Genomic DNA, 20,738 nt, shown 5'->3' on the forward strand with positions numbered 1-20,738 from the left:
CCCGAGGGACGGAAGCGTAACTAGGTAACCCGGCATCACTCTGAGTTCGTACAAGGGCCCACGACGCCCGAATGCGCCCGCAGTCCGCCTCTACCTGCTCACTTTCCCCTCGAGCCCATCGTTCATCCCGTCGCCTCCCCGCCTGAACCGACTTGTATGCCCGGCCCCCTGGCCAGCGAGCAGCCTTCTTCGCCAACGACTGGCGGATCGGCAGGAGCAGGAATCTTCCACACCCGACGATGCGACGAGGTTTATTTCCATGGCACTGACACGCGAACAGCAAATTGCAGCCCTTGAAAAAGACTGGGCTGAGAACCCACGCTGGAAAGGCGTGAAGCGCAATTATTCCGCTGCTGACGTCGTCCGCCTGCGTGGCTCGGTTCAACCTGAGCACACCTTTGCGAAAATGGGCGCCGAAAAGCTGTGGAACCTGGTGACCCAGGGCGCCAAGCCATCCTTCCGTCCCGAGAAAGATTTCGTCAACTGCATGGGCGCCCTGACCGGCGGCCAGGCCGTACAGCAAGTCAAGGCCGGCATCCAGGCGATCTACCTGTCGGGCTGGCAAGTGGCAGCGGACAACAACTCCGCCGAGTCGATGTACCCTGACCAATCCTTGTACCCGGTGGATTCGGTTCCGACCGTGGTCAAGCGCATCAACAACTCGTTCCGTCGCGCCGACCAGATCCAGTGGAAAGCCGGCAAGAACCCGGGCGACGAAGGCTACATCGACTACTTCGCGCCGATCGTGGCTGACGCCGAAGCCGGTTTCGGCGGCGTCCTGAACGCCTACGAGCTGATGAAGAGCATGATCGAGGCAGGCGCCGCCGGCGTTCACTTCGAAGACCAGCTGGCGTCGGTGAAGAAATGCGGCCACATGGGCGGCAAGGTACTGGTACCGACCCAGGAAGCCGTGCAGAAGCTGACCGCTGCCCGCCTGGCCGCCGACGTTGCCGGCGTACCGACCATCATCCTGGCCCGTACCGACGCCAACGCCGCCGACCTGCTGACTTCCGACTGCGATCCGTACGACCAGCCATTCGTGACCGGCACCCGCACCCAGGAAGGTTTCTACAAGGTTCGCGCCGGCCTTGACCAGGCCATCGCCCGCGGCCTGGCCTACGCCCCATACGCCGACCTGATCTGGTGCGAAACCGCCAAGCCAGACCTGGATGAGGCCCGCCGCTTCGCTGAAGCGATCAAGAAGGAATACCCGGACCAGATCCTGTCGTACAACTGCTCGCCTTCCTTCAACTGGAAGAAAAACCTGGACGACGCGACCATCGCCAAGTTCCAGCGCGAACTGTCCGCCATGGGCTACAAGCACCAGTTCATCACCCTGGCCGGCATTCACAACATGTGGCACAGCATGTTCAACCTGGCGCACGACTACGCCCGCAACGACATGACCGCCTACGTGAAGCTGCAGGAGCAGGAATTCGCCGACGCCGCGAAAGGCTACACCTTCGTGGCTCACCAACAGGAAGTGGGCACCGGCTACTTCGACGACATGACCACCGTGATCCAGGGCGGCACTTCGTCGGTGACCGCACTGACCGGCTCCACCGAAGAAGAGCAGTTCCACTGATCGATGGGTAACGGCCCTTGCGGACCGAATAAAAGCTAACCGCAAAGCCGACGATCTGAAGCCCCGACTGGTTCGGGGCTTTTTTTTCGCCGTTTTTACACCTTGAAGTGACTGACTAGTTGCTGCAACTGGTTACCCAGGCGCGCCAGCTCGATGCTGGAAGCGGCGGTTTCTTCGCTGGCCGAGGCGGTCTGTTCGGATACATCGCGCACGCTCAGGATACTGCGACTGATGTCCTCGGCCACCGAGCTTTGTTGCACCGCAGCAGCGGCAATCTGCTGGTTCATGGCCTGGATGCCTGAAACCGCCTGGGTGATGTTGCCGAGGGAGATGCCAGCCTTGCCGGCCAATTCCACGCTACTGTCGGTCAGTTCGCGGCTATTTCGCATAATGCTCGATACCTGGCGCGTGCCGCTCTGCAAGCCCGCCACCAGGCTTTCAATCTCTTCGGTGGAATGCTGGGTACGCTGGGCCAGCCCACGTACTTCGTCAGCGACCACCGCAAAACCGCGCCCGGCGTCACCCGCGCGAGCAGCCTCAATGGCGGCGTTAAGGGCCAGTAAGTTGGTCTGCTCAGCCACCGCCTTGATCACGTCCATGATCTTGCCGATGCGCGCGCTTTCTTGCTCCAAGTCATCCATGGCATCGACGGAGCGCCCGACTTCGCTGGCCAAGCGCTCGATCTGAACGATGGCCTGCGCGACGACCTGGTCGCCAATACGGGCCTGTGCATCGGCCTCTGAGGCGACCGTGCAAGCCTGCTCTGCATTACGCGCGACTTCATGCACGGTGGCGGACATTTCGTGCATGGCGGTAGCCACCTGGTCGGTCTCGGTCTTCTGACTATTGACCCCGGCACTGGTCTGCTCGGTGACGGCCGATAACTCTTCGGCGGCGCTGGCGATCTGAGTGACGCCATCGCGGATACCACCGATCAGGTCGCGCAACGTGGTGCCCATGCGCTGGATGCCTTGCTGCAAGACACCCAGTTCATCACTACGGGTCACGACCATGTCTTGCGTGAGATCACCTGCTGCAATGCGATCGACCACAGCCAAGGTGTCCTGCAACGGCCGCGTAATCTGGCGAGTGATGATCATGGCCGCAAGAATCCCCAGCAGCATCGCCAAGGCCGTACAGCTCAGTTGCAGGATGCGGGCCTGGGCGCTGTCTTCGTCACGGGAGACCAGTTGGCTGGCATACATTTCTTCAGACAGACGGGTAATCGTCTCGCCCAAATCGATGGTGTCCTGCACAGCCTTCACAATGGCCTGGTTGCTGGCGGTGAAATTCTGCACCGAACGGCGGTAGGCAATCAGTGCGGTTTCCAGCTGCTTGATGGTGTCGGCATAGGCCGGGCCGAAAGCGCCATTGAGGGTTTCAATGCCCTTGAGCGCATTTTCGATCTGGCGGCTGGCGGCTTGTTCGGTGGTGCTGTTGGGGTTGCCCGTGTAGCCACGCACCTCATAGCGCACCAAGGCCACGTCCTCCTTGGCCTTGAGGATGATCCTGTACAACTCGAACCGTCGCTCATCCGAAGCAGGCATTGCTTCTACATCATTGATGACCTTGGCAATCAGCGCGGCCCCCTTGACCGCATTGACCCCCATCTCCTTGCGCATGGCTGCGTCATTGCGATAAGCCTCGCGCATCGCATTCAGTGCCACTTGATACTGCGTGCTGGCCTGCTCGATCAGCGCAAGTTTTTTCAGGTTTTCAGCTTTCTTCAACTCGCTTGCAAGGCTTTTCTGCTTGGCGACAAACTGCTCCAGCGCCGCCTGGATCAACGCCCCCTTTTGTTCATCGCCCTTGTCCAGCTGGTATTGCAAGCGAGCCCTGCGCAGGAGATCAAGACGGTTGCCGAGTTCGGTAATGCTGGTCATTCGATCAGTGCGCTCGATCATTTTTCCCAGGCTGAACCAGCCGGTCGCGGCAAGGACAGCGGTCAGAAGCAGCACAACGGCAAAGCCCAAAGCCAACTTGAGCATGACGCTAATATTCGCGAGCCAAGAATTCATGACATTCCTTTGGTAATCAGCCGCGAACGATGAAGCTGACGCAGCTATGAAGGGAGCGATTGTCTAACCAGCATTGATATAGATGATTAGATGAGTGAATCGCAAAGATAGCTATTTGCCATCAATCCTTCAAGGCTCTAGACCAGGCCTCGTGCCGATTTTTGCTGGCAAAGATCTTTTGCTAGATGCCCCAATGCCCCGGGACCGCGTTGCTGACAGCGCGAACAAGCCTGGCTTCCACGGGAGCGGCCATCATGCAGATCCAACCCTTACCGAGCCCTTCCCTTCGACGCGCCCATAGAAAAATTGATCGAACGCAGTAACAGGCAGTCTGAAAAAGAGTAAAACGGCCGGCGCTGACAATTGCAGTAGCCACCCTGTAAGAAAAGTTCTCAGCTACTGCACCGGGTTATTGATGAAAAGCCCGGGCAAACAATAATAATTATCATTTGAAAGGCATTATCATTGTTACAGCGCAAACGAAATAAAGTCGATGATTTATCGGCCAATGCCCGCTGGGCCTGGGCTGCGCAGCCTTGGAGGTGCGCTATGTCCTTATTCCAATAAATAATTTCGCTATAGGAATTTTACTTGCCCGGTGTTTAGCCATAAAATCACCGCGATTGATTGCTGCGACATATCGTCACTGCGTTATTTCTTTCAAGCTCAGAGGCCTTTGCCCTCTGTTAAGGATTTCCAGCATGCCCGAAGCGACAGGACTCATGGCCCACAACTGGGGCTTTGCCATTTTCCTTCTGGGTGTCGTCGGCCTGTGTGCCTTCATGCTCGGGCTGTCGAGCCTGCTCGGGTCAAAAGCCTGGGGCCGCAGCAAAAACGAACCGTTCGAGTCCGGCATGCTGCCTACCGGTGGCGCCCGCTTGCGGCTCTCAGCCAAATTCTATCTGGTCGCGATGCTCTTCGTGATCTTCGATATCGAAGCCCTCTTTCTCTTTGCCTGGTCTGTGTCCGTCCGCGAAAGCGGCTGGACCGGATTTGTCGAAGCTCTCGTTTTCATAGCAATTCTGTTGGCAGGTCTTGTCTACCTATTCCGGGTGGGGGCACTTGATTGGGCTCCGGAAGCTCGGCGCAAGCGGCAAGCGAAGCTGAAACAATGAGGCTTTGGCAATGCAATACAATCTCACCAGGATCGACCCCGATGCTCCTAACGAGCAGTATCCGATTGGCGAACGGGAAACCGTCTCCGATCCGTTAGAAGATCAAGTCCACAAAAACATCTTCATGGGCAAGCTCGAAGACGTGCTGAACAGCACGGTCAACTGGGGTCGCAAGAACTCCCTGTGGCCGTACAACTTCGGCCTTTCGTGCTGCTACGTGGAAATGACCACCGCCTTCACGGCGCCCCACGACATCGCGCGCTTTGGCGCCGAGGTGATCCGGGCATCGCCGCGTCAGGCGGATTTCATGGTTATCGCCGGTACCTGCTTCATCAAGATGGCGCCGATCATCCAGCGTCTCTATGAGCAAATGCTCGAACCGAAGTGGGTCATCTCCATGGGTTCGTGCGCCAACTCCGGTGGCATGTACGACATCTATTCCGTCGTTCAAGGGGTGGACAAGTTCCTGCCCGTGGACGTCTACGTGCCTGGCTGCCCGCCCCGCCCCGAAGCTTTCCTGCAAGGCCTGATGCTGTTGCAGGAATCGATTGGCCAGGAGCGTCGCCCACTGTCCTGGGTCGTTGGCGATCAAGGCGTCTATCGCGCCGAGATGCCGTCGCAAAAGGAACAGCGCCGCGAACAGCGTATCGCAGTCACCAACCTGCGCAGCCCCGACGAAGTCTGATCCAGCTCTGTTCCTGAACAAGAAACACGAACCTGGCTTCATTCTTTACGTTGACCGAAAGCGATAAATAACCATGACTACAGGCAGTGCTCTGTACATCCCGCCCTACAAGGCAGACGACCAGGATGTGGTCGTCGAACTGAACAACCGTTTTGGCCCCGAGGCGTTCACCGCCCAGCCGACCCGCACCGGCATGCCGGTGCTTTGGGTTGCCCGCGCCAAACTCGTCGAAGTCCTGACCTTCCTGCGCAACCTGCCCAAGCCGTACGTCATGCTCTATGACCTGCACGGCGTGGACGAGCGCCTGCGCACCAAGCGCCAGGGCCTGCCCGACGGCGTCGACTTCACCGTGTTCTATCACCTGATGTCGATCGAGCGTAATAGTGACGTAATGATCAAGGTCGCCTTGTCCGAGAGCGACCTCAGCGTACCGACCGTGACCGGCATCTGGCCGAACGCCAACTGGTACGAACGTGAAGTGTGGGACATGTACGGGATCGATTTCCCCGGCCACCCGCACTTGTCGCGCATCATGATGCCGCCGACCTGGGAAGGTCACCCGCTACGCAAGGACTTCCCGGCCCGTGCCACCGAGTTCGACCCGTTCAGCCTGTCCCTGGCCAAGCAGCAGCTCGAGGAAGAAGCCGCGCGCTTCAAGCCTGAAGACTGGGGCATGAAGCGTTCGGGCGCCAACGAGGACTACATGTTCCTCAACCTGGGCCCGAACCACCCTTCGGCCCACGGTGCGTTCCGCATCATCCTGCAACTGGACGGCGAAGAGATCGTCGACTGCGTCCCGGACATCGGCTACCACCACCGTGGCGCCGAGAAAATGGCCGAGCGCCAATCCTGGCACAGCTACATTCCGTACACCGACCGCATCGACTACCTCGGCGGCGTGATGAACAACCTGCCGTACGTGCTTTCGGTCGAGAAACTGGCCGGGATCAAAGTGCCGGACCGGGTCGACGTCATCCGCATCATGATGGCCGAGTTCTTCCGTATCACCAGCCACCTGCTGTTCCTGGGCACCTACATCCAGGACGTGGGCGCCATGACGCCGGTGTTCTTCACCTTCACCGACCGCCAGAAGGCGTACACGGTGATCGAAGCCATTACCGGTTTCCGCCTGCACCCGGCCTGGTACCGCATCGGTGGCGTTGCCCACGATCTGCCACGTGGCTGGGAAAAGCTGGTCAAGGACTTCGTCGAGTGGATGCCCAAGCGCCTGGACGAATACACCAAGGCCGCCTTGCAGAACAGCATCCTCAAGGGCCGTACCATCGGTGTCGCCGCCTACAACACCAAGGAAGCCCTGGAATGGGGCGTCACCGGTGCAGGCCTGCGTTCCACCGGTTGCGACTTCGACCTGCGCAAGGCACGCCCCTACTCCGGCTACGAGAACTTCGAATTCGAAGTACCGCTGGCGGCCAACGGCGATGCCTATGACCGCTGCATGGTTCGCGTCGAGGAAATGCGCCAGAGCGTCAAGATCATCGAGCAATGCATGCGCAACATGCCGGAAGGCCCGTACAAGGCGGATCACCCGCTGACCACGCCGCCGCCCAAGGAGCGCACGCTGCAGCACATCGAGACCCTGATCACGCACTTCCTGCAGGTTTCGTGGGGCCCGGTCATGCCGGCCAACGAGTCCTTCCAGATGATCGAAGCGACCAAGGGCATCAACAGTTATTACCTGACGAGCGACGGCGGCACCATGAGCTACCGTACCCGGATCCGCACCCCAAGCTACCCGCACCTGCAGCAGATCCCTTCGGTGATCAAAGGCAGCATGGTCGCGGACTTGATCGCGTACCTGGGTAGTATCGATTTCGTTATGGCCGACGTGGACCGCTAAGCATGAACAGCACGCTTATCCAGACAGACCGTTTCGCCCTGAGCGAAACCGAGCGCTCGGCCATCGAGCACGAGCTGCATCACTACGAAGACCCGCGCGCGGCGTCGATCGAAGCCCTGAAGATCGTCCAGAAGGAACGTGGCTGGGTGCCTGACGGCGCGCTCTACGCCATCGGCGAGATCCTCGGCATTCCGGCGAGCGACGTCGAAGGCGTCGCCACCTTCTACAGCCAGATCTTCCGCCAGCCCGTAGGCCGCCACATCATTCGCGTCTGCGACAGCATGGTCTGCTACATCGGTGGCCACGAATCCGTGGTCAGCGAAATCCAGAGCAAGCTGGGCATCGGCCTCGGCCAGACCACCGCCGACGGCCGCTTCACGCTGCTGCCGGTGTGCTGCCTGGGCAATTGCGACAAGGCCCCGGCGCTGATGATCGACGACGACACCTTCGGTGACGTTGCACCCGCTGGCGTCGCCAAATTGCTGGAGGGCTACGTATGACCCTGACTTCCTTCGGGCCCGCCAACCGCATCAAGCGCTCGGCCGAAACCCATCCCCTGACCTGGCGCCTGCGTGACGACGGCGAAGCCGTGTGGCTGGACGAGTACCAGGCCAAGAACGGCTACGCCGCCGCGCGCAAGGCGTTCGCCGACATGGCCCAGGACGACATCGTCCAGACCGTGAAGGACTCCGGCCTCAAGGGTCGCGGCGGTGCGGGCTTCCCCACCGGCGTGAAGTGGGGCCTGATGCCCAAGGACGAATCCATCGACATCCGCTACCTGCTCTGCAACGCGGATGAAATGGAACCCAATACCTGGAAGGACCGCATGCTGATGGAGCAACTGCCCCATCTGCTGATCGAAGGCATGCTGATCAGCGCCCGTGCGCTGAAAACCTACCGTGGCTACATCTTCCTGCGCGGCGAATACACCACCGCCGCCAAGCACCTGAACCGTGCCGTGGAAGAAGCCAAGGCTGCGGGCCTCCTGGGCAAGAACATCCTGGGCAGCGGCTTCGATTTCGAGCTGTTCGTCCACACCGGTGCCGGGCGTTACATCTGCGGTGAAGAAACCGCACTGATCAACTCCCTGGAAGGCCGCCGCGCCAACCCGCGTTCCAAACCGCCCTTCCCTGCCGCCGTGGGCGTGTGGGGCAAGCCGACCTGCGTGAACAACGTCGAGACCCTGTGCAACGTGCCGGCGATCATCGCCGACGGCGTGGACTGGTACAAATCCCTGGCCCGCGACGGCAGCGAAGACATGGGCACCAAGCTCATGGGCTTCTCCGGCAAGGTCAAGAACCCCGGCCTGTGGGAACTGCCCTTCGGCGTCACCGGCCGCGAGCTGTTCGAGGATTACGCCGGCGGCATGCGCGACGGCTACAAGCTCAAGTGCTGGCAGCCCGGCGGTGCCGGTACCGGTTTCCTGTTGCCGGAACACCTGGACGCACAAATGTATGCCGGCGGCATCGCCAAGGTGGGCACCCGGATGGGTACCGGCCTGGCCATGGCGGTGGACGACAGCGTCAACATGGTTTCGCTGCTGCGCAACATGGAGCAGTTTTTCTCCCGTGAGTCCTGCGGCTTCTGCACCCCTTGCCGCGATGGCCTGCCCTGGAGCGTCAAGCTGCTGATGGCCATTGAGAACGGCGAAGGCCAGCCCGGCGACATCGAGACCCTGCTGGGTCTGGTGGGTTTCCTCGGCCCAGGCAAGACCTTCTGTGCTCACGCACCGGGTGCCGTGGAGCCGTTGGGCAGCGCGATCAAATACTTCCGCTCTGAATTCGAGGCCGGCATCGCGCCTACCCGCGCAGGCGATCTCAATCAGGTGGTCACGCCGACCATGGTCGGCGCGTAACACGCTTAAGAAGGCGAAGGGTCCGTGCCCTTCGCCTTTCGTCCGATGACGCCTTTGCAGGCTGTTTGGATTCGGACGAACGACAAGATTCCATTAGCCACGCCCGCTGACACCGGGCCAACGAAGAACTTTGAACCATGGCCACTATCCACGTAGACGGCAAAGCGCTCGAAGTCGACGGGGCAGACAACCTGTTACAGGCATGTCTGTCGCTAGGCCTCGACATCCCATATTTCTGCTGGCATCCCGCGCTTGGTAGCGTCGGGGCCTGCCGCCAGTGCGCGGTCAAGCAGTACACCGACGAGAACGACACCCGTGGTCGGATCGTCATGTCCTGCATGACCCCCGCCACCGACAACACCTGGATCTCCATCGACGATGAAGAATCCAAGGCGTTCCGCGCCAGTGTCGTCGAATGGCTGATGACCAATCACCCGCACGACTGCCCGGTCTGCGAGGAAGGCGGTCACTGCCACCTGCAAGACATGACCGTGATGACCGGCCACAACGAGCGCCGTTATCGCTTCAAGAAACGCACCCACCAGAACCAGCAACTGGGCCCGTTCATCTCCCACGAGATGAACCGCTGCATCGCCTGCTACCGCTGCGTGCGCTACTACAAGGACTACGCCGGCGGCACCGACCTGGGCGTGTTCGGCGCCCACGACAACGTGTACTTCGGTCGCGTTGAAGACGGCACCCTGGAAAGCGAATTCTCCGGCAACCTCACCGAGGTCTGCCCGACCGGTGTGTTCACCGACAAGACCCACTCCGAGCGCTACAACCGCAAGTGGGACATGCAGTTCTCGCCAAGCATCTGCCACGGCTGCTCCAGCGGTTGCAACATCAGCCCGGGCGAGCGCTACGGCGAACTGCGTCGCATCGAGAACCGCTACAACGGTTCGGTGAACCAGTATTTCCTGTGCGACCGCGGCCGCTTCGGCTACGGCTACGTCAACCGCACGGACCGTCCACGCCAGCCGCTGCTGGCCGACGGTACCAAGCTGAGCCTGGACGCAGCCCTGGACAAGGCCGCCGAACTGCTGCGCGGCCGCAACATTGTCGGTATCGGTTCGCCACGGGCCAGCCTGGAAAGCAACTACGCACTGCGTGAACTGGTCGGCGCCGAGCACTTCTACAGCGGTATCGAAGCCGCTGAGCTGGAGCGCATCCGCCTGGTGCTGCAAGTGCTCAAGGACAGCCCGCTGCCCGTGCCGACGATGCGTGACATCGAAGACCACGATGCCGTGTTCGTCCTCGGCGAAGACCTCACCCAGACCGCCGCACGCATGGCCCTGGCCCTGCGCCAGTCGGTCAAGGGCAAGGCCGAAGACATGGCCGACGCCATGCGCGTCCAGCCGTGGCTCGACGCTGCCGTGAAGAACATCGGCCAGCATGAGCTGAACCCGCTGTTCATCGCCAGCCTGGCTGAAACCAAGCTCGACGACGTCGCCGAGGAATGCGTTCACGCCGCCCCTGACGACCTGGCGCGCATCGGCTTTGCCGTGGCCCACGCCCTGGACGCCAGCGCCCCGGCCGTCGAAGGCCTGGACAGCGAAGCGACCGCCCTGGTCCAGCGCATCGCCGACGCCCTGCTGGCGGCCAAGCGTCCGCTGGTGATCGCCGGTACCTCTCTGGGCTCCAAGGCCCTGATCGAGGCCGCCGCCAACATCGCCAAGGCCCTGAAACTGCGCGAGAAGAACGGTTCCATCAGCCTGGTTGTGCCGGAAGCCAACAGCCTCGGCCTGGCCATGCTCGGTGGCGAATCGGTGGATGCAGCCCTGCAAGCAGTGATCGACGGCAGCGCCGACGCCATCGTGGTGCTGGAGAACGACCTGTACACCCGCACCGACAAAGCCCGTGTGGACGCCGCGCTGAACGCCGCGAAAGTGGTGATCGTCGCCGACCACCAGAAGACCGCCACCACCGACCGCGCCCACCTGGTGCTGCCGGCGGCGAGCTTCGCCGAAGGCGACGGTACGCTGGTCAGCCAGGAAGGCCGCGCCCAGCGCTTCTTCCAGGTCTTCGACCCGCAATACCTGGACGCCAGCATCCTGGTCCACGAAGGCTGGCGCTGGCTGCACGCCCTGCGCGCCACCCTGCTGAACCAGCCGATCGACTGGACGCAACTCGACCACGTCACCGCTGCCTGTGCCTCGAGCACCGCGCAACTGGCCGGCATCGTCGACGCCGCGCCGTCCGCCTCGTTCCGCATCAAGGGCCTGAAACTGGCCCGTGAACCGCTGCGTTACTCCGGCCGTACCGCCATGCGCGCGAACATCAACGTTCACGAACCACGCACCCCGCAGGACCAGGACACCGCGTTCGCCTTCTCCATGGAAGGTTACTCGGGCTCCGCCGAACCGCGCTCGCAAGTGCCGTTCGCCTGGTCGCCGGGCTGGAACTCGCCGCAGGCCTGGAACAAGTTCCAGGACGAAGTCGGTGGTCACCTGCGTGCCGGTGATCCAGGCACCCGCCTGATCGAAAGCCAGGGCGATGGCCTGAGCTGGTTCGCCAGCGTACCGCGCGCCTTCAACCCGGCACCGGGCACCTGGCAGGTCGTGCCGTTCCATCACCTGTTCGGCAGCGAAGAGAACTCTTCCAAGGCCGCGCCGGTTCAGGAACGCATCCCGGCCGCCTACGTGGCGCTGGCCAAGTCCGAAGCCGACCGCCTGGGTGTCAACGATGGCGCCCTGCTGAGCCTGAACGTGGCCGGCCAGACCCTGCGTCTGCCGCTGCGCATCAATGAAGAACTGGGCGCCGGCCTGGTGGCCCTGCCGGCTGGCCTGGCGGGAATCCCGCCGGCGGTGTTCGGTAAAACCGTCGACGGTCTGCAGGAGGCAGCGCAATGAGCTGGTTCACCCCTGAAGTGATCGCTGTGATCCTGACGGTCCTCAAGGCCATCGTGATCCTGCTGGCCGTGGTGGTCACAGGCGCGCTGCTGAGCTTTGTCGAACGTCGCCTGCTGGGCTGGTGGCAGGACCGCTACGGTCCGAACCGCGTCGGCCCGTACGGCATGTTCCAGATCGCCGCCGACATGATCAAGATGTTCTTCAAGGAAGACTGGACGCCTCCGTTTGCCGACAAGGTGATCTTCACCCTGGCACCGGTGGTGGCCATGAGCGCCTTGCTGATCGCCTTCGCGATCATCCCGATCACCCCGACCTGGGGCGTGGCGGACCTGAACATCGGCCTGCTGTTCTTCTTCGCCATGGCCGGCCTGTCGGTGTACGCGGTGCTGTTCGCCGGCTGGTCGAGCAACAACAAGTTCGCCCTGCTGGGCAGCCTGCGGGCTTCGGCCCAGACCGTGTCCTATGAAGTGTTCATGGGTCTGGCGCTGATGGGCGTGGTGGTCCAGGCCGGTTCGTTCAACATGCGCGACATCGTCGAGTACCAGGCCCAGCACCTGTGGTTCATCATTCCGCAGTTCTTCGGCTTCTGTACGTTCTTCGTCGCTGGCGTGGCGGTGACTCACCGTCACCCGTTCGACCAGCCGGAAGCGGAACAGGAACTGGCCGACGGTTACCACATTGAATATGCCGGCATGAAATGGGGCATGTTCTTCGTGGGCGAGTACATCGGTATCGTCCTGATCTCGGCACTGCTGGTGACGTTGTTCTTCGGCGGCTGGCACGGTCCGTTCGACATCCTGCCGCAACTGTCCTTCGTGTGGTTCGCCCTGAAGACCGCGTTCTTCATCATGCTGTTCGTTTTGCTGCGCGCCTCGATCCCGCGCCCACGCTACGACCAGGTGATGGACTTCAGCTGGAAATTCTGCCTGCCGCTGACCCTGATCAATTTGCTGGTGACCGCTGCGATCGTGTTGATGAACACGCCTGCGGCCGCGGTTCAGTGAGGATTTGACCCATGTTCAAATATATTGGCGACATCGTTAAGGGTACCGGTACCCAACTGCGAAGCCTGGTCATGATCTTCGGCCATGGCTTTCGCAAGCGCGACACCCTGCAATACCCGGAAGAGCCGGTCTACCTGGCACCGCGTTACCGCGGCCGCATCGTCCTGACCCGCGACCCCGACGGCGAAGAGCGCTGCGTAGCGTGCAACCTGTGCGCCGTGGCCTGCCCGGTAGGCTGCATCTCGTTGCAGAAAGCTGAAACCGAAGACGGTCGCTGGTACCCGGACTTCTTCCGCATCAACTTCTCGCGCTGCATTTTCTGCGGCCTCTGCGAGGAAGCATGCCCGACCACCGCGATCCAGCTCACGCCGGATTTCGAAATGGCGGATTTCAAACGTCAGGACCTGGTGTACGAGAAAGAAGATCTGCTGATTTCCGGTCCCGGTAAAAACCCTGATTACAACTTCTATCGTGTTGCAGGTATGGCCATTGCCGGTAAGCCGAAAGGCGCCGCGCAGAACGAAGCCGAACCGATCAACGTGAAGAGCTTGCTGCCTTAAGGAAGAAAGATGGAATTCGCTTTCTATTTCGCATCGGGTATCGCGGTGGTGTCCACGCTTCGTGTGGTCACCAACACCAACCCCATACATGCCCTGCTCTACCTGATCATTTCGCTCATCGCCGTGGCCATGACCTTCTTCGCTCTCGGCGCGCCGTTCGCCGGGGCCCTGGAAGTGATCGCCTACGCCGGCGCCATCATGGTGCTGTTCGTGTTCGTGGTGATGATGCTGAACCTCGGCCCGGCCTCGGTCCAGCAGGAGCGTAACTGGCTCAAGCCCGGTATCTGGGCGGGGCCGGTGATTCTCGCCGCCCTGCTGCTGGGTGAACTGCTGTATGTGCTGTTCGCTCACCAGAGCGGCCAGGCCATCGGCCACACCACCGTAGGTGCCAAGACCGTGGGCATCAGCCTGTTCGGTCCGTACCTGCTGGTGGTCGAACTCGCCTCGATGCTGCTGCTTGCCGCAGCCGTCACGGCGTTCCATTTGGGCCGTAACGAGGCGAAGGAGTAATCACATGCCTGCTATCCCTCTCGAACACGGTCTGGCGGTTGCCGGCATCCTGTTCTGTCTCGGTCTGGTCGGCCTGATGGTCCGCCGCAACATTCTGTTCGTGCTGATGAGCCTGGAGGTCATGATGAATGCCGCCGCCCTGGCCTTCATCGTCGCGGGCGCTCGCTGGGCGCAGCCCGATGGACAGATCATGTTCATCCTGGTGATCAGCCTGGCAGCCGCCGAGGCCAGTATCGGCCTGGCGATCCTGTTGCAGCTGTATCGCCGCTTCCACACGCTCGATATCGACGCTGCCAGTGAGATGCGCGGATGAACATGATCTTTCTGACTTTCGTATTTCCCCTGATTGGTTTCCTGCTGCTGGCGTTCTCCCGTGGACGTCTCTCGGAAAATCTTTCGGCCCTGATCGGCGTCGGCTCCATCGGCCTGTCGGCGATTGTCGCCGCCTACGTGATCTGGCAATTCAACGTCGCACCGCCCGAAGGTGGTCACTACACCCTGGTGCTGTGGCAATGGATGGCGGTGGAAGGCTTCACGCCGAACTTCGCCCTGTACATCGACGGCCTGTCGGTCACCATGCTGGGCGTCGTGGTCGGCGTGGGTTTCCTGATCCACCTGTTCGCGTCCTGGTACATGCGCGGTGAAGCCGGTTACTCGCGCTTCTTCGCCTACACCAACCTGTTCATCGCCAGCATGCTGTTCCTGGTGCTTGGCGATAACCTGTTGTTCCTGTACTTCGGCTGGGAAGGCGTGGGCCTGTGCTCGTACCTGTTGATCGGTTTCTACTACAGCAACCGCAACAACGGCAACGCGGCACTCAAGGCGTTCATCGTCACCCGCATCGGCGACGTGTTCATGGCCATCGGCCTGTTCATCCTGTTCCAGCAACTGGGCACGCTGAACATCCAGGAACTGCTGGTCAAGGCGCCCGAGCACTTCAAGGTCGGCGACTTCTGGATCGTCCTGGCGACCCTGATGCTGCTGGGCGGCGCCGTCGGTAAATCCGCGCAACTGCCGCTGCAGACCTGGTTGGCGGACGCGATGGCCGGCCCTACGCCGGTATCGGCCCTGATCCACGCTGCCACCATGGTGACCGCGGGCGTCTACCTGATCGCCCGTACCCATGGCCTGTTCGCCCTGGCGCCGGACATCCTCCACCTGGTGGGCATCGTCGGTGGCGTGACCCTCGTACTGGCCGGCTTTGCCGCCCTGGTACAGACCGACATCAAGCGGATCCTCGCCTACTCCACCATGAGCCAGATCGGCTACATGTTCCTGGCCCTGGGCGTCGGTGCCTGGGAAGGCGCGATCTTCCACCTGATGACCCACGCCTTCTTCAAGGCCCTGCTGTTCCTTGCTTCCGGTGCGGTGATCGTTGCCTGCCACCACGAGCAGAACATCTTCAAGATGGGCGGCCTGTGGAAGAAACTGCCGTTGGCCTACGCCAGCTTCATCGTCGGCGGCGCGGCCCTGGCGGCCCTGCCACTGGTGACCGCCGGCTTCTACTCCAAGGACGAGATCCTCTGGGAAGCGTTCGCCAGCGGTAACCAGGGCTTGCTCTATGCCGGCCTGGTGGGTGCGTTCATGACCTCGCTGTACACCTTCCGCCTGATCTTCATCGCGTTCCATGGTGAAGCCAAGACCGAAGCCCACGCCGGCCACGGGATTGCCCATTGGCTGCCGCTGTCGGTGCTGATCGTGCTGTCGACCTTCGTCGGCGCCATGATCACCCCGCCGCTGCACGGTGTACTGCCGGAGAGCGTCGGCCATGCCGGCGGCGAAGCCAAGCACAGCCTGGAAATCGCCTCCGGCGCCATCGCCCTGGCGGGTATCCTGCTGTCCGCCCTGCTGTTCCTGGGCAAGCGTCGCTTCGTCACGGCCATCGCCAACAGCGGCCTCGGCCGTGTCCTTTCGGCCTGGTGGTTCGCTGCCTGGGGCTTCGACTGGATCTACGACAAACTGTTCGTCAAGCCATACCTTGCGATCAGCCACATTCTGCGCAAAGACCCGCTCGACCAGACCATTGGCCTGATCCCGCGCATGGCCAAGGGCGGCCACACTGCCCTGAGCCGTACCGAGACCGGTCAACTGCGTTGGTATGCGGCTTCCATGGCGGCTGGCGCCGTGCTGGTTATCGGCGCCATCGTGCTGGTAGCGGTCTGATATGAACCTTGCGAACTTGCGAAAGGAAACGAGCCCGTCATGATTCTGCCCTGGCTAATCCTGATCCCCTTCATCGGCGGCCTGCTGTGCTGGATCGCGGAGCGCTCCAGCTCCACGCTCCCGCGCTGGATTGCGCTGCTGACCATGTCCCTGGAACTCGCGCTCGGCCTCTGGCTGTGGGCGACCGGTGACTATTCATTCGCCCCGGCCCCTGGTGCCAACCCGACCTGGGCGCTTGAATTCAAGCACCTCTGGATCGAACGCTTCGGCATCAGCGTGCACCTGGCCCTTGATGGCCTGTCGCTGCTGATGATCCTGCTGACCGGCCTGCTGGGTATCCTCTCGGTACTCTGCTCCTGGAAAGAGATCCAGCGTCACGTCGGCTTCTTCCACTTGAACCTGATGTGGATCCTGGGCGGTGTCGTCGGCGTGTTCCTGGCGCTGGACCTGTTCATGTTCTTCTTCTTCTGGGAAATGATGCTGGTGCCGATGTACTTCCTCATCGCGCTCTGGGGTCACAGTTCTTCGGACGGCAAGAAGACCCGGATCTACGCGGCGACCAAGTTCTTCATCTTCACCCAGGCGTCCGGCCTGATCATGTTGGTGGCGATCCTTGGCCTGGTGCTGGTCAACTTCAACAACACCGGCGTGATTACCTTCAACTACGCCGACCTGTTGAAAGTGCAGATGTCGCGCAGCACCGAGTACGTGCTGATGCTGGGCTTCTTCATCGCTTTCGCGGTGAAGCTGCCGGTGGTGCCGTTCCACTCCTGGCTGCCGGATGCCCACGCCCAGGCGCCGACCGCAGGTTCCGTGGACCTGGCCGGTATCTTGCTGAAGACAGCGGCCTACGGCCTGCTGCGTTTCGCCCTGCCGCTGTTCCCCAACGCCTCGGCCGAGTTCGCGCCGATTGCGATGACCCTGGGCCTGATCGGGATCTTCTACGGTGCGTTCCTGGCGTTCGCCCAGACCGACATCAAGCGCCTGATCGCCTTCTCCAGCGTCTCGCACATGGGCTTCGTGCTGATCGGGATCTACTCCGGCAGCCAGCTCGCCCTGCAAGGCGCGGTGATCCAGATGCTCGCCCACGGTCTGTCGGCGGCGGCACTGTTTATCCTCAGCGGTCAGTTGTACGAGCGCCTGCACACCCGGGACATGCGTGAGATGGGTGGCCTGTGGTCGCGCATCGCCTACCTGCCGGCCATCAGCCTGTTCTTCGCGGCCGCCTCCCTGGGCCTGCCGGGAACCGGCAACTTCGTCGGCGAGTTCCTGATCCTGATCGGTACCTTCGTCAGCGCGCCGTGGATCATCGCCATCGCCACCTCCGGCCTGGTGTTCGGTTCGGTCTATTCGCTGATCATGATCCACCGCGCCTACTTCGGCCCGTCGAAGTCGGACGAAGTGCTGCGCGGCATGGACGGTCGCGAACTGATCATGGTGCTGGGCCTGGCGATGCTGCTGGTCTACCTCGGCGTCTACCCGCAGCCGTTCCTCGACACGTCTGCCGCCACCATGCATGGCGTGCAGCAGTGGCTCGGCACCGCCTTCTCTCAACTCGCTTCGGCCCGGTAAGAGCGCTATGGAATTCACGATTCAACACTTTATCGCGCTTGCACCGCTGCTGATCACCAGCGCCACGATCATCGTGGTGATGCTGGCGATCGCCTGGCGGCGCAATCACTCACAGACCTTCCTGCTGTCGGTGGCGGGGCTGAACCTGGCCTTGCTGTCGATCCTGCCGGCCCTGAAAGTCGCGCCACTGGCGGTCACGCCGTTGCTGCAGATCGACAGCTTCGCCTGCCTGTACATGGCGTTGATCCTGGTCGCCACCCTGGCCTGTGTCACCCTCGCCCACGCCTACCTCGGCGATGGCGGTTCGGGTTACCCGGGCAACCGTGAAGAACTGTACCTGCTGATCCTGATGGCCGCCGCCGGTGGCCTGGTCCTGGTCAGCGCGCAGCACCTGGCCAGCCTGTTCATCGGCCTGGAACTGCTGTCGGTGCCGGTCTACGGCCTGGTGGCCTACGCCTTCTTCAACAAGCGCTCCCTGGAAGCCGGCATCAAGTACATGGTGCTGTCGGCGGCCGGTTCGGCGTTCCTGTTGTTCGGCATGGCGCTACTCTACGCGGAAGCCGGTACCCTGAGCTTCGTCGGTATCGGCCAGGCCCTGGCGGCCACCGGCCTGCCTAGCCCGATCGCGCAACTGGGCCTGGGCATGATGCTGATCGGCCTGGCGTTCAAGCTGTCGCTGGTACCGTTCCACCTCTGGACCCCGGACGTCTACGAGGGCGCCCCGGCGCCGGTGGCGGCGTTCCTGGCCACGGCCTCAAAAGTGGCGGTGTTCGCGGTGATGGTGCGTCTGTTCCAGATCTCGCCAGTGGCCAGCAGTGGCGTCCTGAGCAACGTGCTGACCATCATCGCCATCGTGTCGATCCTGTTCGGTAACCTGCTGGCACTGACCCAGAGCAACCTCAAGCGTCTGCTGGGTTACTCGTCCATCGCCCACTTCGGTTACCTGCTGATCGCCCTGATCGCCAGCAAAGGCCTGGCGGTGGAAGCCATCGGCGTGTACCTGGTCACCTACGTGATCACCAGCCTCGGCGCCTTCGGCGTGATCACCCTGATGTCCTCGCCTTACAACGGCCGTGACGCCGACGCCCTGTACGAATACCGCGGCCTGTTCTGGCGCCGTCCGTACCTGACCGCCGTGCTGACCGTGATGATGCTGTCCCTGGCCGGCATCCCACTGACCGCCGGCTTCATCGGCAAGTTCTACATCGTCGCCACCGGCGTCGAGGCTCACCAATGGTGGCTGGTCGGCTCCCTGGTGCTGGGCAGTGCCATCGGCGTGTTCTACTACCTGCGTGTCATGGTCACCCTGTACCTGATGGAACCCAACCTGCGTCGCCACGACGCCGAGTTGCACTGGGAACAGAAAGCGGGCGGCGTGATGCTGCTGGCCATCGCCATCCTGGCGTTCTTCCTCGGTGTGTACCCACAGCCGTTGCTGACCCTGGTCCAGCAGGCGGGCCTGACAGGCTGATTGCCTGAACCCCGTCGCAGTGAAAAAACCCGTATCGCGAGATGCGGGTTTTTTTATGGCTGTGGAAAGACAATCGTGGCGAGGTAGCTTACTCGGCTTTGTTCCTCGTCCGCCTCCCGCAGATTCGTTACTATGTCCGCTCCCCTGCCCTCTCAGTTACCGAGCCCACACCAATGCCCACCTCCAAGGACATGGCCAACGACAGCCCCGCACCGATGATTCCCGAGCAGCGCCGGGAACAGATCCTGCGTCAGTTGCGCAAGCATCAGGTGCTGAGCGTCCATCAGTTGATGGAGATGTTCGATTGCTCGCACATGACCGTGCGTCGCGACATTGCCCTGCTGGAACAGGAAGGCCGGGCTTATTCGGTGACGGGTGGGGTGCGTATCGCCAGCCAGCTGCACAGCGAGCCGAGCCACCAGTCCAAGGCCGTGGTGGAGCTGCCGCAGAAGCAGGCCATGGCCAAACTGGCGGCCAGGCTGTTGAAGGATGACATGACGGTGTACCTGGATGCCGGCACCAGCACGCTGGAGATCGTGCCCTACATCAAGGCGTTGTCGGGAATGACGGTGGTGACCAACGATTTCGGCGTGGTCCAGGCGCTGATGGAAGCGCCGCAGGTGACGGTGATTCATACCGGCGGGCAGTTGGATCATTCCAACCACTCTTGCGTCGGCGGGCTGGCGGTGGCGACCTTGCGTCAGGTGGTGACGGACATTGCCTTCATGTCCACCAGTTCGTGGGACCTGCAACGGGGCATCACCACGCCGTCGGCCTTGAAAGTGGAGGTCAAGCAGGTGGCGATGCAGTCGGCCTCGCAAGTGGTACTGGTGGCCAGCAGTTCCAAGTATGGCACCTTCAGCATGTACCGCATCGCCGGGCTGGAGCAGTTCGACTTCATCATCAGCGACAACGCCCTGGCACCGGCAGCGGCAGATGGCATCCGCAAGCAAGGCGTCGAGTTGCTGCTGCCGGATGGGCAGCCTGCCTGACATCGTCGCAAGCCGGTCCATCGCTATCGCGAGCAGGCTCGCTCCCACAGGGGATTGATGGCGAACGGGAATCTGGCGAACAGCCGAAATCAGTGTGGGAGCCGGGCTTGCCCGCGATGGCGGTGGCACAAATAGATTGATGCAAGCTGACCCACCGCTTTCGCGAGCAAGCCCGCTCCCACAGGGGATTGATGGCGAACGGGAATCTGGCGAACAGCCGAAATCTCTGTGGGAGCTGGGCTTGCCCGCGATGACGGCGGCACAAATAACATCGATGCAAGCTGACCCACCGCCATCGCGAGCAGGCTCGCTCCCACAGGGGATTGATGGCGAACGGGAATCTGGCGAACAGCCGAAATCAGTGTGGGAGCCGGGCTTGCCCGCGATGGCGGCGGCACAAATAACATCGATGCAAGCTGACCCACCGCTTTCGCGAGCAAGCCCGCTCCCACAGGGGTATTGATGGCGAACGGGAATCTGGCGAACAGCCGAAATCAG

The 20,738-nt window shown here is 61.9% G+C and carries 16 protein-coding genes; 15 read left to right on the forward strand and 1 reads right to left on the reverse strand.

Translation table 11 applies throughout. The features are described from left to right. Positions 1-259: 259 nt before the first annotated feature. Positions 260-1,585: an isocitrate lyase gene (aceA, locus tag PCOSP_RS19005; RefSeq protein WP_041021072.1), complete on the forward strand. Its 1,326-nt coding sequence runs from the start codon at positions 260-262 to the stop codon at positions 1,583-1,585. Between the two features lie 95 nt (positions 1,586-1,680). On the opposite strand, the gene PCOSP_RS19010 is transcribed toward aceA, so the two are convergent. Continuing rightward, positions 1,681-3,603 carry a methyl-accepting chemotaxis protein gene (locus tag PCOSP_RS19010; RefSeq protein WP_464709297.1) on the reverse strand — a complete coding sequence of 641 codons (1,923 nt, stop codon included), beginning with the start codon at positions 3,601-3,603 and terminating at the stop codon, positions 1,681-1,683. 701 nt (positions 3,604-4,304) lie between these two features. Between PCOSP_RS19010 and PCOSP_RS19015 the strand changes: the two genes are divergently transcribed. The 14 genes from PCOSP_RS19015 to PCOSP_RS19080 all read left to right on the forward strand — a co-directional run bounded on the left by PCOSP_RS19015 (position 4,305) and on the right by PCOSP_RS19080 (position 20,240). Next, positions 4,305-4,718: an NADH-quinone oxidoreductase subunit A gene (locus PCOSP_RS19015; RefSeq protein WP_024779313.1), complete on the forward strand. Its 414-nt coding sequence runs from the start codon at positions 4,305-4,307 to the stop codon at positions 4,716-4,718. Positions 4,719-4,728: 10 nt separating this feature from the next. Then, the gene (locus tag PCOSP_RS19020; RefSeq protein WP_024779314.1) at positions 4,729-5,403 is read left to right on the forward strand and encodes a NuoB/complex I 20 kDa subunit family protein; all 675 of its coding nucleotides are present in this window, start codon (positions 4,729-4,731) and stop codon (positions 5,401-5,403) included. 73 nt (positions 5,404-5,476) lie between these two features. Continuing rightward, positions 5,477-7,261 carry an NADH-quinone oxidoreductase subunit C/D gene (gene nuoC, locus PCOSP_RS19025; protein ID WP_030141321.1) on the forward strand — a complete coding sequence of 595 codons (1,785 nt, stop codon included), beginning with the start codon at positions 5,477-5,479 and terminating at the stop codon, positions 7,259-7,261. Positions 7,262-7,263: 2 nt separating this feature from the next. Next, on the forward strand, positions 7,264-7,761 hold the full coding sequence (gene nuoE, locus PCOSP_RS19030) for an NADH-quinone oxidoreductase subunit NuoE (protein WP_024779316.1): 498 nt from the start codon (positions 7,264-7,266) through the stop codon (positions 7,759-7,761). Continuing rightward, positions 7,758-9,116 (forward strand): NADH-quinone oxidoreductase subunit NuoF, encoded by a 1,359-nt coding sequence (gene nuoF / locus PCOSP_RS19035; protein WP_024779317.1) that lies wholly within the window; start codon positions 7,758-7,760, stop codon positions 9,114-9,116. Before nuoE ends, nuoF begins: the two co-directional genes overlap by 4 nt. Before the next feature lie 137 nt (positions 9,117-9,253). Then, positions 9,254-11,968, forward strand: coding sequence for an NADH-quinone oxidoreductase subunit NuoG (nuoG, locus tag PCOSP_RS19040; RefSeq protein WP_139643821.1), 2,715 nt, complete (start codon positions 9,254-9,256; stop codon positions 11,966-11,968). Further along, positions 11,965-12,972, forward strand: coding sequence for an NADH-quinone oxidoreductase subunit NuoH (gene nuoH, locus PCOSP_RS19045; RefSeq protein WP_139643823.1), 1,008 nt, complete (start codon positions 11,965-11,967; stop codon positions 12,970-12,972). Before nuoG ends, nuoH begins: the two co-directional genes overlap by 4 nt. Positions 12,973-12,983: 11 nt before the next feature. Then, complete coding sequence (gene nuoI, locus PCOSP_RS19050; protein ID WP_024779320.1) at positions 12,984-13,532, forward strand: NADH-quinone oxidoreductase subunit NuoI; 549 nt, start codon at positions 12,984-12,986, stop codon at positions 13,530-13,532. A 9-nt stretch (positions 13,533-13,541) separates the two neighbouring features. After that, positions 13,542-14,042, forward strand: coding sequence for an NADH-quinone oxidoreductase subunit J (gene nuoJ / locus PCOSP_RS19055; RefSeq protein ID WP_024779321.1), 501 nt, complete (start codon positions 13,542-13,544; stop codon positions 14,040-14,042). A 4-nt stretch (positions 14,043-14,046) separates the two neighbouring features. Then, the gene (gene nuoK / locus PCOSP_RS19060; RefSeq protein WP_017131317.1) at positions 14,047-14,355 is read left to right on the forward strand and encodes an NADH-quinone oxidoreductase subunit NuoK; all 309 of its coding nucleotides are present in this window, start codon (positions 14,047-14,049) and stop codon (positions 14,353-14,355) included. After that, on the forward strand, positions 14,352-16,205 hold the full coding sequence (gene nuoL / locus PCOSP_RS19065) for an NADH-quinone oxidoreductase subunit L (RefSeq protein ID WP_139643828.1): 1,854 nt from the start codon (positions 14,352-14,354) through the stop codon (positions 16,203-16,205). The genes nuoK and nuoL overlap by 4 nt, the downstream gene beginning before the upstream one ends. Positions 16,206-16,244: 39 nt before the next feature. Next, on the forward strand, positions 16,245-17,777 hold the full coding sequence (gene nuoM / locus PCOSP_RS19070; RefSeq protein WP_024779324.1) for an NADH-quinone oxidoreductase subunit M: 1,533 nt from the start codon (positions 16,245-16,247) through the stop codon (positions 17,775-17,777). Positions 17,778-17,784: 7 nt separating this feature from the next. Next, complete coding sequence (gene nuoN, locus PCOSP_RS19075; protein WP_024779325.1) at positions 17,785-19,248, forward strand: NADH-quinone oxidoreductase subunit NuoN; 1,464 nt, start codon at positions 17,785-17,787, stop codon at positions 19,246-19,248. Positions 19,249-19,421: 173 nt separating this feature from the next. Next, positions 19,422-20,240, forward strand: a complete 819-nt coding sequence (locus PCOSP_RS19080; RefSeq protein ID WP_464709299.1) for a DeoR/GlpR family DNA-binding transcription regulator — start codon at positions 19,422-19,424, stop codon at positions 20,238-20,240. Positions 20,241-20,738 lie beyond the last annotated feature (498 nt).

It is taken from the genome of Pseudomonas sp. MAFF 730105 (assembly GCF_055380705.1).